The sequence below is a fragment of the Streptomyces sp. NPDC058697 genome (assembly GCF_042715345.1).
In the GTDB taxonomy this organism is placed as follows: Bacteria; Actinomycetota; Actinomycetes; order Streptomycetales; family Streptomycetaceae; genus Streptomyces; species Streptomyces liliifuscus.
Window position 1 is genome coordinate 162,015 of the sequence record NZ_JBHXSU010000017.1, and the last position, 12,259, is coordinate 174,273.

Below are 12,259 nucleotides of genomic sequence, written 5' to 3' on the forward strand. Positions count from 1 at the left end.
ATCTGGCCCCAGGTGATCGCGACCGAGCGGGTGTCACCGGCGTCGGTGAACAGTTGGCGGGCCTGGTGGAGCAGGTCCTCGGCTTGGTCGACCTCGCCGCGGGTGATCAGGCGGTTGGCGTGGTCATAGAGAAGTGCGGCGTGGCCGGCCGGGTTGGTCTGCCGGTCGCTGGTCCGGGTCTGCTGGACGGCGCGGTGGAGCAGGGTGTCGGCGTGGTTGCCGTCGCCGCTGGTGACGGCCGCGTCGGCGACGGCCCGTAGCAGGATGACAGGAACCTCGTGGTTGTTGCGGTCGAGGAGGGTGATCGCGTGGTGGCCGAGCTCGGCGGCGATGGAGGCGAGGCCTTGTCGCAGGGCGGACACGGCCGCGGCGGCGCAGTTGGCGGTGATGGTCGGGTTGTCGGCGGCCAGGGCCAGTTGGGTCAGCTGCAGGTCCAGGTCGCTGCCGCGGGCGGGTCGGGGTGTGGCACCACCCCACTGGGCGTACAGCGGTTCGGCGGCCACGGTGGCGAGGGCGGCCCGCTCGTCGGGGCTGAGAGGGGTCAGGCGTCCGGCCGCGAGGGCGTTGACGGCCAAGGCCGGGAAGTCGGGGCGGTGCTGATCGGGAAAGGCGTCAAGGAGCCCGAGGCCGCACAGGCGGGACGCCGATCCGCCGACAGCGGCGGCGAGGACGTCGATGACGGGTTGCGGGACCGGGACGGTGAACAGGGTGCAGGCCCGCAACAGGTCGCGGTGGGCGGGCCCGGCCTGGTCGAGAAGGGTGTCGAGAGCCAGGTTCTCCAGGAACTCGCCGATGTCGGAGTTGTCGGCTGGGGGGTCACCCTGGTGAAGGTAAGCCTCCATGCCGACGACGGCGGCCTCGGCGCGAGCCCGGTCGACCTGGCTGCTGTAGACCAGGCGCAGCCCGATGAGGTCCTGCAGCCCGGGGTTGCCGCAACTGACGTCCAGAGCTCGCTGGGCCAGCTCGGCGCGCTGGGTTCGGAAGCCTGCTGGGGCGAGGTCCTGCTGACGGTGTTGGAGCTTGCGCTGGGCCGCCGACGACAGTGGCTGCAACTGGACCGGTTCCAGCCGGGCCTCCAGCCCGTCGAGAGTGAATGTGTAACGGCTGGTGATCAGCAGTCGGCTGTCGGTGATGGACGGGTCGAACGCGGAGAGCACGTCGGCGAGCACGGTGGCGTGCCCGGGGTCGAGCCGGTGCGGGCCATCAGGGTTGGCGGTCAGGATCTGTTCGAGATCGTCGATGATCAGCAGGAGGGGTTTGCGAACGTCGTCGAGTTCCTGGGCGCACGGTCCGGCCAGCAGATCAACCAGTAGCGGTTTGAGGCGTTCCGGCTGTTGGCGGACCTCGACACGCCTCGCTTCGATGAGGGTGCGGGCGTCGGGGTTGGCGGCGACGGCGTCGGCGATGGCATCGAGGATCGCCGTCGGGGTGTAGTCGCCGAACACGACCGCGACAGCTCGGTTGGGGTGACGGTCGGCGATGCGGGCGGCCAGGCTCGACTTGCCCAACCGGCCCTGCCCGTGGAGCAGGACCCCGGCCTTCTGCCCGCCACGCAGGGCCCGCAGCGTGTGCTGCATTTCCGGGCGGCGCCCGACGAACATTTCCGCGGCCGCGACCGGCAGTTGGTGCTTGCGGTCCAGGAATGTCTTGGTCACATGGTGCGGGGGCACCATCTGGCGTTTGCGGGTTCCCGCGACCAGCGGGCCACCACCGGCCGGCCCCAGCCACAGCCGCGCCAGGTGCCATTCGGCGCGCTGGCGCTCATCGGAACAGGCCAGCAGGTGGCGGCGGGCGCCGGCGACGGCCTCGGCCACCTCGACGCGGCGGCTGAGCTGCCGGTACAGGTGCTCGGCGAAACGAGTGGCAGCCTGGTCGCTGACCGAGCCGTCCCAGCCGATGACCGCGGGAATCCCGGCGGCCACCAGCCCGGTGGCCATCGAGTGCGCCACCGGAACCCCGGGCTCGGCTGTCGGACCGCCGCGGTGGCCAGCGCCGGCGGGAACATGCCCGGTCACGTCGGCACCGGTGGCGGTCAGGCAGGCCGACACGAATACCAGCCGCGGCCGAGGGGTCAACAGACTCACCAGCGCGTCCGCGCTCGTCGGATACCCGCCTCCGAGATCATCTTCCATCAGCAGGACGGGCGTGGCGGGCCTGTCAGGCCCCGGGCGCCAGTTGTGCAGCCCGTGACACGACAGATGAACCACCGGCATCCCGCCAAGCTCGGACAGACGCAGGCCAAGATGCTCGGGATTACCGGAGTCCTCGACAGCGAGATCAAGGCTCGACCCTCCGACGGCGTTGAGGATGGCCATCTCCTCGGCCTCGAAGTCCAGCTCGTGCTGGCCCCGGGGTGCCGAGGCCATGAACGCCACCCCGAGCCGGTACCCGTCCAGGGTTTGCGCCGGGCTCGGTTGACCGAGCCGACGCGCCACGGCGAACAGCTTCGGCGCCTCGGCGAGGAACCCGCCCTCGGGGGCGGCCAGCAGCTCGTACGGGGCCCGCAGCAGCGCCCACGCCGCTGCGGACGGCCTAGCTGGAGCACGGACCTCAAACACCGTTGGCGCCGACGCCTCATCGAGCAGGCGCGTCAACTGGCCGCGGTCGCCGTCGAGCCACCGATACAACTCGCGTCCCACCGCGAGCAGCGCCTGGCCCTTCGAGCCGTAACGCACGGCATCCACATACCGGCTGGCAAGGGCATTGAGCAGGTCGATGTCAGTGGCCTGCAACGTCCGACGGGGACCGACCCGCTGACCGTCAACGACCAGCTCAAACCCATTGGCGTCCACAACCAGCCCAGTAACCATGCGTCATCTTATCGTTGCAGAGCGCCATCGAGGGCCCGTATGGCGGTCAGCCATCTGATGTGGTCCGTTCCGCGGTTGTTGCCTCGTCCACCGTGAGGCGCCGGAGACCGCGGGCTGTATGCACGGCACCGGGACACTGCTGCGGAAGTCGGCGCAGCAGGTCGGAAACGCGCACTGAGGGCCGCCGAAGTCCAGTTGAGGACGGAAAGCGAGACGGGCAAGCGCCGCCACAACACCACCCACGCCAAGATCCGCTCCCTTGGCGAGCGGGCCATGGCCACGCGCAAGAGCTGGCGCCTCCTACGAAAGCTCCGCTGCAGCACCAACCGAATCACCGACATCGTTAGGGCTGTCCTCGTCCTTCACCACGCGTCAGTGTGAGGTTGGAAACGCTCATTGAGCCCTTTCAGAGTGACCACCGATCACGTGACGCTTCGGCACCCCTGGCATCAAGCACCCGCCGAGCAGGCAGTCAGTTGAAAGCGTCGGTCATGCAGTCCACCCGGCACTCGGCGGCTTCAAAGCGCTGACGGAGGGCGGCAGCTGCCTCCTCGCGCTCCACGGAGATGTGCCCGTAGTGCCGGCGGGCCACACTGGTCACGTCCCCGACCGTGACGATGGCCGGTTCGCCGGATGCAGCCCGGCGGCGCGCTTCGGCGATCGCCATGTCCGCAGAACGCAGCAGGTTTCTGGAACGGTCCCGGTTCGCGGCGGCCCGGGCCCGCTTCACCGAAAGGGGGCGCAGGACACGTCCCCGCCAGACGAAGCCGGCAGCGACAAGTACGAGACCGAGCGCTACGAACAGGAGTCCGCCGGGGTCGTGAGCCATCTGTCCAGTCTTCCCCACGCGCACGGTGACCGTCATGCTCGCACCGGCGTGATGCTCCCATTTCCCGGGCGACTTGGCGTCATCGGAGTCGGCCCATTGGTGACTGCGCCCTTCGAATGTCGTGATTCGCCGCGACCCTCCTCAGCCTGGAGCGGCAGCGCTGGAGGACTCATTGATCTCCGTTCGCACTTCCGTTGCCCTTTGGCTGAAGACGCAGGGCCGGGCCTGGAGTTCGACACGTCCAGGACGGGCATCCTCGCGCCCGTACGCCAGCACCTGCACGAGCACCTCCCGCAGCCGCTCGATGTCCTCTTCCGGAGCGTCGAGCAATGCCTCGATCTCCGCGTTCTCCAACTCCAGGTCATCCAACGAAGCAGGATCCAGCGACACAGTAAGCAGGTTGCCCGACAGGTCCACCTCTCGGACACAGCCGTAGGCCGTGCCCTGGTCCTGAGTCACCAGGCAGTAGGTGTCGAGGCCGAGCGACACGTTCTGACGCGACGCTTCGCCGATGTTGCTCATGAACAGGAGTAAGAAGCCCTCGCCGCTGTCGTGCTCGGCGACACCCGCCTGTATGACGTCGTTGGCGTGGTCGACTTCTGCAGCTATCGCACGAGCCGTGAATCTGTAAGCCATGCCTGGGTTCTAGCAGGAGCCCCGAAAGCGACCAGATCCGGGAGGGCCACCATCAGAGAAGGTGTCTCACTTGTTGCCGTCCAGGTCCAGGGCGGGCGGGGACGGCATGCCGTTGTCCATCGACGCAATCTCCGACTCAGACGTGGGCTCACTGGGCATGTGGTTACCGAGCATGGTGACGGGCTCCTCCGTCGCATGGCTGTCGAGCGTGGTGATCTCATCGCGTCGCGGCTCAGGCCTAAGGCCGTCCAGGCTGTTGACCTGGGCCGTCGGGGCTTGGGCGCGGAGCCGGCTCTCGGGTGCCGAATCTCCCGGTCCCTCTGTGCGTCGCCGTTCCATTGGCTTGGTTTGAGCCGTGGTACTCCGAATCGGCGTCACCGTCGAGTTGGGAGGGGCACCGGTGATGGCCGCCAGCCCAACGGCCGTATCGAGTGCGCCCTCGACACTCTCCAGAATCCGGTCGTCTGCCGAGTGCAGTAAGGCGTCCAGTTCGCGATCGCTGTCGAAGTGAGTCACAGCTTGCCTCCTTCCGCTATTCCAAGACTCTGCTTGAGCTGTTTCCGTGCGCGCTCCAGGTTTTTCCTCACCGCTTCTTGGGTTGCTTCCAACTCTTCAGCAATCTCCTTGGTGCTGTAGTTGTCCAGGTGCCACGCCATCACCTGCCTTTGGGCCGGGGGCAGTTCGGAGAGTGAGCAAGAACGCGCTCTTCTTCCTGGCGTATCTCCACGTTCCGCACTGGACACTGGGGTGACGCCGTATCCGGGAGCTCGCCGGACAACACTTCGCGTATGGGCTGGCGTAAGAGGAGACGGAACGCAACACGTCGCAGCCATGGGCCGGGATACTCGATCTTTCTCCACGTCGCGTAGGCCTCCACGAACGCCGACTGGGCCGCCTCCGCAGCCTCATGCGGTTCTGCGCCTTGCCGCATGAGGTGACGGATCAATTTGCCCATGTGCTCTGCGTAGTACTTGGAGAAGTCCTGTTGCTTCTCCACATCCGGCTCTTCTGGCTTCGTATCCGGCACTTGACGTAGCGCTAGCCCCTGAGCGGCTGTCGTGCGCGTCTGCTGCAACTCATCCACGTCCACCTCCACCGATCTCGATACGCACTTCTTCGCCTTCGCGCAGTTCGTTGAGGACGCTTCCCGGAGGGAGCACGCGCACCCGGTCGCTGGTTCCCTCTTGCCGGGCGCGCACCAACTGGATGCGACTCCGCTCGATCAGCCATCGATGCAGCAATCGCAACAGCCCCGCGGCCACCATGCCCGCAGCCACGATGAGTGCCTCTTGCATCGCATCCCCTTGTCGACTCCTCCGTGATGCTCATGCACCGCAGCACTAGATAGGTGCGTCGAGCCCTTCAAAGCGTGACATCGGAGTGAGACGCCGTCCTCGATGCGGCGCCCGCCTCGGCCTCGGCCGCCGCCCGGATCGCGCGGATCTCGGCGATGGCCTCGGCCGGCTCCTGGTCCCCCGCGTCCACGATCCGCTCCAGTTCATGGAGACGGGCGGCGCGCTGCGGGTGCCGTTCGATCGCGACGAAGACGGCCCACGAATGCACGAAAGCCCGCAGTGGGGCGAGGCTCTGGGTCTGCTGCGCGTTCGTCGTGGCCTCGAAGAGGTGTTGGGTGAGCGCCGGGAGCCGGCTGGGGGCGATTCGGGCGACGGCAGCCCGTAGCGCGTCGGGGGTGCGTTCGGGCATCGGCATCAGGGGTCCGTGGCCTTCGTTCATTTCCTACGCCATTCCCTACGCCGCTGCCGCTCGGACCTCGTGGGATGTGCTGCAGCCCCTGCAGCGGCCCGGTGTCACGGACCGGAAGGCTCGGTCGCAGTCGTCGCAGTTCTGGAGGGGGGCCGGGCGGGGTGGCTCTGGAAGGGCTGCTGGGAGGGGTGGGGGGAGGAGTGCCGTGAGGCGGTGGGCCAGGAAGCCTGCTGGGTGGCGTACGCCGTCCTGGGGGATTCCTGCCGCGAGTGTTCGCCGTACGTCGTCCGGGGTGACGCCTCGTTCCAGCCAGGTGGCCACCGCGGGGGCTAGGCGGCGTACGTCCTGCTCGCTGAGGTGGAGTCGGGGGTCGTGGGTGCGTAGGCCTGCGAGGACGTCGCGGGCAGGGGCGGGGGGCTCTGGCTGCGGGGGTGATGTCGGCACGACCGGAGGCGGGGTTGGGGTTCGCTTTGGTTCGCCGTGTGGCTTCGGCGGGAGCGGGGGCGTGTGTGTCCTCGGCTTGTTGTACGAGATCGTGCGCGTCACGATGCGGCCCGATGGAAGGCGTTCCTTGATGCGGGACAGGTAGCCGTGGGTCTCCAACTCCCGCAGGGCCGAGGCGATCCTCGTCTCTCCCTCCGGGAACTTCGCCGCCAGCGCCTTGATACCGACGAGCGTGCCGCTGCGGAGCGAGTGGATGTGGACCGCCAGACCGATGGCCGTCAATGACAGCTCCGAGTGCTGGGCCAGGTGGTTTCCGACCACGGTGAACCGCTCGTCGTGGTGCTCGTCGACGTGTCCCACTCCTTGGTGGGAACGGCCGGTCCGGGCGCGCGTGCGCGCGCTAAAGTGCTGATCAGTCATCGGGAAGCTTGCTTCTTCCTAGGTGGTCAGGCCCTCGTTCGGGATGCCAGTCCCTGCGGGGGCCGTTTCATGTGTGCGGTTGTCTGTTCGCGCTGACGCTGCCCGACCAATCCGCCTTTCCGCCAGCCGAATTGGCCGCGATCACCCGACCGAGTGATCAGCAGTCAGAGACGCGGGACTGCTAGCGGTGCGGTGGATGACGGGCTCGGTTGGGTGGGTTGGGTTCTTTCCCCGGTTCTTTCTTTTGGTGTCCGGCCCTACCGGGTCACGACGATCCACGATCCGGCATCACTCCTGTCCGTGACCCGGCGTCAGCTCCGCCCAGACCGTCTTGCAGCCCGGTCCCGGGCCGTCCACCACGCCCCACCCCTCCGCGTACGCCTCCACCAGCAACAGGCCGCGGCCCGACTCCTCACCGTCACCGACCGGGTCCTTGATACGCGGGTGCCGGTCGCCCCGGGCGTCGGTGACCTCGATGCGCAGCACGCCGGCCTCGTCGAGCCTGAGCGTCAGCCTGAAGTCCCTGCCGGGGACGCGTCCATGGAGTACGGCGTTCGCGGCCAGTTCGGCCACCACGTGCAGCGCGGGCTCGGACTCGGCTTCCCATTCCACGAGTTGGCGCTCCGTGAGCAGGCGGGCCAGGCGGGCGCCGCGGCGGGTCGCGGAGAGCAGGATCGTGAAGTGCCGGGCGGCGAGGACCGGTTGGGCGGGGGCTTGGATTCCGTTGTTCACGTCACTCAGCGTGGCCGCCTGCATCTACCCTGAACAGCGGCGAAGCCGGTACGCAGCGTGACTGTCCGGGTGCGGTACGGATGCGGTGCGCAGTTGTCCGGTGCGTGGTTGTCCCGTCCGTACGCGCGAGAGGTGAGCTTGTGGAGGACGAGGAGGCGACGGCCGTACTCAAGGCCGTCGGGCGTCAGATCAAGGCGTGGCGGGAAGCCGCCGGGATGCGGCAGTCCGAGTTCGGGGCTGCCATCGGATACGGCGAGGAGATGGTCTCGTCCGTGGAGCGGGGGCGGCGGGTGCCCCAGCCGGAGTTCCTCGACAAGGCGGACGAGGTTCTCGATGCGGGCGGCAAGCTCTCGGCGATGAAGAAGGACGTGGCCGAGGCCAGGTATCCCAAGAAGGTGCGGGATCTGGCGAACCTGGAGGCCGAGGCGGTCGAACTCGGCGCGTACGCCAACCACAACATGCACGGTCTGCTGCAGACGGAGACCTATGCGCGGTCACTGTTCGCGATGAGACGGCCCGCGTACACCGAGGACGAGATCGACCGCCAGGTCGCCGCGCGCATGGCCCGGCAGTCCGTCTTCGAGCGCGTGCCCGCACCGCTGCTCACCTTTGTCCAGGAAGAGGTGACGCTACGGCGGCCCATCGGCGGCAGAATGGTGCTGCGGCAACAGCTCGAACGCCTGTTGGAAGTTGGCAGGTTGAGGCACGTGGAGATCCAGGTCATGCCGACGGATCGTGAGGATCACGCGGGCATGGGTGGCCCGCTCCAGTTGCTGAAACTTCAGGGCGGCAAGGCGTTGGGGCACTCGGAAGGTCAGCTGCACAGTCGCCTGATCGCTGATCCGAAAGAGGTTCAGATCGTCGAGATGCGCTATGGCATGATCCGGGCGCAGGCTCTCACGCCGCGGGAGTCACTGGCCCTGATCGAGAAAGTTCTGGGAGAGACATGACCCCCACCGCCGCCTCCGCCGAAGCCGACTCCTCACTGGAGTGGTTCAAGAGCAGCTACAGCAGCAACGACGGCCCCGAGTGCGTCGAGGTCGCCATAGCCCACGCCACCTCCGCCACCATCCACGTCCGCGACTCCAAGGACAAGCACGGCTCGCAGCTCGCGTTCGCGGGGCCGGCGTGGGCCGAGTTCGTGGGGCATGCCGGGCGGTCAGCGTGACTGGAGGGCGTCCAGGGCCACCGCCTGGGCGATGGCCAGGCGGCGGTCCAGGTCGGGGTTCGCTATGTCGAGTACGTAGCGGTCGCGCAGGCCGAACTTCTTGTCGACCGCCATCGATCGCTTGTCGCCCTCGGTGAAGTCGAAGTGGTACGGCCACGCGAACGGCAGGAAGTCGACGAGCGGGAGGAACTCCCAGACTCGGCGCAGGACAGCCACCGCCCTGTTGCGCTCGCGGCCGGTCAGCTGCGTCGTGCCCGGTTGGTCCAGGGTCCACGTCGAGCGCAGCAAAGAGGCGGCGAACTCCTTGCGGAACGTGCCGATGGTGTTGCCCGTCTCGTCGCGTACGTCGTAAGTGGCGCCGACGTCGAGGAGTTGGCGGGCCTTGAAAGTGAACAGGACACTCTTCTTGGACTCGTCGGAGTAGACGGTCATTTCTTCCTTGATCGCGGTCCGTTTCTGCTGGGCGTAGGCGACGACCTCGCCCTCGGAGCCGTCCGGACCGGCCACGGTCACCACGTACCGGTTGGCCATGAAGGTCATCTTCTGCCGGACGTTGAACCGCTCGTGCGCCTGCAGTTGTGTGTCGTCCACGTGCCGTCTCCCGTTTTTCGTCGCCTGCGCTGTTGTCGCCTGCGTTGTTGTCGCCTGCGCTGATTCCTGCCGAGTCATCGTCGCGGCCATGGCCGCCCGGATCAGTCCTCGGAAGTCGCGGTCCGCAGCGACCTTCGGAGACGGCGGAGACGGCGGACACGGCGGATACGGCGGATACGGCGGATACGGCACCGGCGGCCCCCGACAGCGCCCGCCCCGGCCGCGGTCGTCCACTTTCGTCGTTCGGTGGCGCGACGCAGGGATGATGCGGGCGCTCCCGGGCACTGCCTATCGTCGGGCCGTGGAACTGGACGAAGCGAAGACCGCCCGCAGCGCATGGCCGCTCCGACGCCGGCTTGCCGCCGCGTCGCCCTGGAGTCGTGGGCGGATCGCCGGGGAGGCCGTACTCACCGTTGTGCTCGCCGGGCTCGCGGGGCTGACCGACGCCGCGGGGGCGGGGTTCGGCGTACGGACCTTCGTCGTCGTCGCGGGCATCGCCCTGCTGTTGCTGATCCGGCGCTCGCTGCCTGCGACCGTGCTGCTCGTCTCGGCGGCCGCGGCCGGGGATCTGGCCGGCGCGGCCCTGCTGCTGATCTACGCGAGCTGGTCGGCGGGCAGCCGCATCATGAAGCCCTGGCGGGTCGTTGCCGCGTTCGGCGCAGCGTTCGTACTGCATGCCGCGGTCTCCTTCCGCAGCGAGTTCAGCGCGGATTCCGACCTGCCATTGGCCTTCACGGGCGGGCTCAGCGCAGGCCTGTTCCTCACGCTGTCGATCGTGCCGGGCCTGGCCTCCCGCTACCGGGCGCAGCGCCACTCCCTGCTGGACGCACTGCAGCGGAACAACGTCCAACTCGTGCGCGAGCAGACGATGGTGGCACGGCAGGCGCGCCTGCTGGAGCGGGGCCGCATAGCCCAGGACATGCACGACAGCCTCGGCCACCAACTCGCCCTGATCGCCGTGCACGCGGGCGCCCTGCAGGTCGATCCGGATCTCACCGACCGACAGCGGGAGGGCGTACGGATCCTGCGGGACGCCTCCGTGACCGCGATGGGCGAGCTGCGCGAGGCCGTCGGCATCCTCCACGAGGAACGGGAGGAACGGGACGACAACCGGAACTGGCCCGACGTACGCACCACCGAGCCCGGACACACAGAGCGCGCCAAGCACACCGAACCCGCCGACACGGACGGCGGGCGTCCCGGCTCCCGCGCGGTCGCCGCCATCGACGGCCTTGTCGAGTCGTCCCGGGCCGCGGGCGCGTCCGTGGAACTGCTCCGGTCCGGCGCCTTCCGGGCGCTGGCGCCCGCCGCCGGTCACACGGCGTACCGCATAGCCCAGGAGGGCCTGACCAACGCCCACAAGCACGCCCCGGGCGCCCCGATCACTCTCGCCCTGCGCTACGAACCGGACAGCCTGGTGGTGGAGGTCGCCAACGGGCCCGCGCCCGCCGGGGCGCCGGACGCCCCGGCAGTGATCAGCGGCGGCCAGGGGCTGCGGGGCCTCCAGGAGCGGGCCCGGCTCATCGGCGGCATGGTGCACACCGGTCCCACCGCGGACGGCGGCTTCCGCATCGCGGGCATGCTGCCCTACGGCGCGGGCGCAGCCACCAACACCAGCGCCGGGAGCAGCACCGGAGGCGGCGAACTCCAGCCCCGCCACCCCCACGACACGACCTCCGTCGGCCCGTACAACGACTTTGTGGGGCAGCCGGGCGCCGGCGCCGCGGACAACAGTGGAGCGGTCATCAACCGGTCCGATCCGCAAGGGGAGTTCGCCGCCACCATGAGCAGGAAGAAGAACGTGGCCATCGGCTGCGCCGTCACCGCCGTCGTCCTCGTCGTGGGCGTTGTCGCCCTGGGAATCTGGGGGGTGACCGCGCTGATGGACGAGATGAGCAAGGCCACGATCCCGCCGAGGGTGTACGAGTCGGCGAAGGTCGGCGACCCCGAGTCCGCCGTGCAGGACAAGCTGCCCGACGAGGACTCGGTACTGACCTCGGCCTGGGCGGACCAGGGCCCGCGGATACCCAAGGGCGCGGACTGCCGCCACTTCGCGTCCGACGACCCCGACGACACCACGACCGTCTTCCGGTTCTGCTTCCGCGACGGAGAGCTGGTCGAGAAGCAGACCTTCAAGGACGAGGGCTGACCCGACAAGGCTCCTGAATGACCGCTGGGCCGGATCAGGGCATGATGGCGAGGCCATGCCATCCGCTCCCGACCGACACCGCGCAGGAGGCCGTGTGATCCGGGTCCTCGTCGCCGACGACGAGCCGCTCATCCGGGCCGGCATCAGGATGATCCTCACCTCGGCCGCCGACATCGACGTGGTCGCCGAGGCGGGTAACGGGCGCGAGGCGGTGGAGAGCGCCCGGAGCACCGCCGTCGACGTGGCCCTGCTGGACATCCAGATGCCGGTGATGGACGGGCTGACGGCCCTGGCCGAACTGGGCCGCGCCGCACCGGACGTACGGGTGCTGATCCTCACCACGTTCGGCGAGCGCGACAACGTGCTGCGGGCGCTCGGCCACGGCGGGGCGGGGTTCCTGCTCAAGGACTCCGCGCCCGACGAGCTGATCCACGCGGTGCGGGCGGCCGCGGCCGGGAACGCCTACCTCTCGCCGGCGGCCACCCGGCATGTGGTGGACGCCCTCTCCTCCCCCGGGGCCACCGCCCGCGCGGAGGAGGCCAGGCACCGCCTCGACGGGCTGACCGCGCGGGAGCGCGATGTGCTCGCCCTGCTCGGAGAGGGCCTGTCCAACGCGGACGCGGGCAGGCGGCTGCACATGAGCGAGGCCACCGTGAAGACGTACGTCAGCCGCATCCTGACCAAGCTCGACTGCGACAACCGGGTCCAGGCGGCCCTGCTCGCCCGCGACGCCGGCCTGCACCCGGGCGACGTCTGACCGGTCCCGCGCTGCGCCT

At 68.9% G+C, this 12,259-nt stretch carries 15 protein-coding genes and 1 pseudogene; 5 read left to right on the forward strand and 11 right to left on the reverse strand.

The window, feature by feature from the left end; all coding sequences use genetic code 11:
- A partial coding sequence (locus tag ACFWXQ_RS32650; RefSeq protein WP_386269761.1) for a CHAT domain-containing protein occupies positions 1 to 2,732 on the reverse strand: 2,732 nt, incomplete at its 3' end.
- A gap of 294 nt (positions 2,733 to 3,026) precedes the next feature.
- On the opposite strand from ACFWXQ_RS32650, the pseudogene ACFWXQ_RS32655 reads away from it, so the two are divergent.
- Positions 3,027 to 3,191 (forward strand): annotated as a pseudogene (locus tag ACFWXQ_RS32655) (IS5/IS1182 family transposase); the annotation flags it as partial.
- Between the two features lie 91 nt (positions 3,192 to 3,282).
- Here ACFWXQ_RS32655 and ACFWXQ_RS32660 read toward each other — a convergent pair.
- The 9 genes from ACFWXQ_RS32660 to ACFWXQ_RS32700 form a co-directional block, all read right to left on the reverse strand.
- On the reverse strand, positions 3,283 to 3,639 hold the full coding sequence (locus ACFWXQ_RS32660; protein ID WP_383943182.1) for a hypothetical protein: 357 nt from the start codon (positions 3,637 to 3,639) through the stop codon (positions 3,283 to 3,285).
- 141 nt (positions 3,640 to 3,780) lie between these two features.
- A complete protein-coding gene (locus ACFWXQ_RS32665; protein ID WP_383943179.1) occupies positions 3,781 to 4,275 on the reverse strand; it encodes an Imm10 family immunity protein in 495 nt (164 codons plus the stop codon).
- A 66-nt stretch (positions 4,276 to 4,341) separates the two neighbouring features.
- Positions 4,342 to 4,791: a hypothetical protein gene (locus ACFWXQ_RS32670; RefSeq protein ID WP_383943176.1), complete on the reverse strand. Its 450-nt coding sequence runs from the start codon at positions 4,789 to 4,791 to the stop codon at positions 4,342 to 4,344.
- Positions 4,788 to 4,931 carry a sigma factor-like helix-turn-helix DNA-binding protein gene (locus ACFWXQ_RS32675; RefSeq protein ID WP_383943173.1) on the reverse strand — a complete coding sequence of 48 codons (144 nt, stop codon included), beginning with the start codon at positions 4,929 to 4,931 and terminating at the stop codon, positions 4,788 to 4,790. The genes ACFWXQ_RS32670 and ACFWXQ_RS32675 overlap by 4 nt, the downstream gene beginning before the upstream one ends.
- Positions 4,931 to 5,359 (reverse strand): hypothetical protein, encoded by a 429-nt coding sequence (locus ACFWXQ_RS32680; RefSeq protein WP_383943170.1) that lies wholly within the window; start codon positions 5,357 to 5,359, stop codon positions 4,931 to 4,933. The genes ACFWXQ_RS32675 and ACFWXQ_RS32680 overlap by 1 nt, the downstream gene beginning before the upstream one ends.
- A complete protein-coding gene (locus tag ACFWXQ_RS32685) occupies positions 5,352 to 5,570 on the reverse strand; it encodes a hypothetical protein (protein WP_200396542.1) in 219 nt (72 codons plus the stop codon). Before ACFWXQ_RS32685 ends, ACFWXQ_RS32680 begins: the two co-directional genes overlap by 8 nt.
- 67 nt (positions 5,571 to 5,637) lie before the next feature.
- Positions 5,638 to 6,009: a DUF6247 family protein gene (locus ACFWXQ_RS32690; protein ID WP_383943166.1), complete on the reverse strand. Its 372-nt coding sequence runs from the start codon at positions 6,007 to 6,009 to the stop codon at positions 5,638 to 5,640.
- A 15-nt stretch (positions 6,010 to 6,024) separates the two neighbouring features.
- Positions 6,025 to 6,843, reverse strand: a complete 819-nt coding sequence (locus ACFWXQ_RS32695) for a helix-turn-helix domain-containing protein (protein WP_383943163.1) — start codon at positions 6,841 to 6,843, stop codon at positions 6,025 to 6,027.
- Between the two features lie 288 nt (positions 6,844 to 7,131).
- Positions 7,132 to 7,599 carry an ATP-binding protein gene (locus ACFWXQ_RS32700; RefSeq protein WP_383943160.1) on the reverse strand — a complete coding sequence of 156 codons (468 nt, stop codon included), beginning with the start codon at positions 7,597 to 7,599 and terminating at the stop codon, positions 7,132 to 7,134.
- A gap of 116 nt (positions 7,600 to 7,715) precedes the next feature.
- Here ACFWXQ_RS32700 and ACFWXQ_RS32705 point away from each other — a divergent pair, with 116 nt between their 5' ends.
- Positions 7,716 to 8,525 carry a helix-turn-helix transcriptional regulator gene (locus ACFWXQ_RS32705; protein WP_234048284.1) on the forward strand — a complete coding sequence of 270 codons (810 nt, stop codon included), beginning with the start codon at positions 7,716 to 7,718 and terminating at the stop codon, positions 8,523 to 8,525.
- On the forward strand, positions 8,522 to 8,743 hold the full coding sequence (locus ACFWXQ_RS32710) for a DUF397 domain-containing protein (protein ID WP_383943156.1): 222 nt from the start codon (positions 8,522 to 8,524) through the stop codon (positions 8,741 to 8,743). Before ACFWXQ_RS32705 ends, ACFWXQ_RS32710 begins: the two co-directional genes overlap by 4 nt.
- On the opposite strand, the gene ACFWXQ_RS32715 is transcribed toward ACFWXQ_RS32710, so the two are convergent.
- Positions 8,735 to 9,334: a hypothetical protein gene (locus ACFWXQ_RS32715; RefSeq protein WP_383943153.1), complete on the reverse strand. Its 600-nt coding sequence runs from the start codon at positions 9,332 to 9,334 to the stop codon at positions 8,735 to 8,737. The genes ACFWXQ_RS32710 and ACFWXQ_RS32715 overlap by 9 nt on opposite strands.
- Before the next feature lie 307 nt (positions 9,335 to 9,641).
- Here ACFWXQ_RS32715 and ACFWXQ_RS32720 point away from each other — a divergent pair, with 307 nt between their 5' ends.
- Positions 9,642 to 11,483, forward strand: coding sequence for a sensor histidine kinase (locus tag ACFWXQ_RS32720; protein ID WP_383943192.1), 1,842 nt, complete (start codon positions 9,642 to 9,644; stop codon positions 11,481 to 11,483).
- 94 nt (positions 11,484 to 11,577) lie between these two features.
- Positions 11,578 to 12,240 carry a response regulator gene (locus tag ACFWXQ_RS32725; RefSeq protein WP_383943150.1) on the forward strand — a complete coding sequence of 221 codons (663 nt, stop codon included), beginning with the start codon at positions 11,578 to 11,580 and terminating at the stop codon, positions 12,238 to 12,240.
- The last annotated feature ends 19 nt before the right edge of the window (positions 12,241 to 12,259 follow it).

Bases quoted from the DNA above. Each gene is read 5' to 3' on its own strand.
- ACFWXQ_RS32660 (WP_383943182.1), bottom strand. From the start codon at position 3,639: ATGGCTCACGACCCCGGCGGACTCCTGTTCGTAGCGCTCGGTCTCGTA.
- ACFWXQ_RS32665 (WP_383943179.1), bottom strand. From the start codon at position 4,275: ATGGCTTACAGATTCACGGCTCGTGCGATAGCTGCAGAAGTCGACCAC.
- ACFWXQ_RS32675 (WP_383943173.1), bottom strand. From the start codon at position 4,931: ATGGCGTGGCACCTGGACAACTACAGCACCAAGGAGATTGCTGAAGAG.
- ACFWXQ_RS32685 (WP_200396542.1), bottom strand. From the start codon at position 5,570: ATGCAAGAGGCACTCATCGTGGCTGCGGGCATGGTGGCCGCGGGGCTG.
- ACFWXQ_RS32690 (WP_383943166.1), bottom strand. From the start codon at position 6,009: ATGAACGAAGGCCACGGACCCCTGATGCCGATGCCCGAACGCACCCCC.
- ACFWXQ_RS32695 (WP_383943163.1), bottom strand. From the start codon at position 6,843: ATGACTGATCAGCACTTTAGCGCGCGCACGCGCGCCCGGACCGGCCGT.
- ACFWXQ_RS32700 (WP_383943160.1), bottom strand. From the start codon at position 7,599: ATGCAGGCGGCCACGCTGAGTGACGTGAACAACGGAATCCAAGCCCCC.
- ACFWXQ_RS32710 (WP_383943156.1), top strand. From the start codon at position 8,522: ATGACCCCCACCGCCGCCTCCGCCGAAGCCGACTCCTCACTGGAGTGG.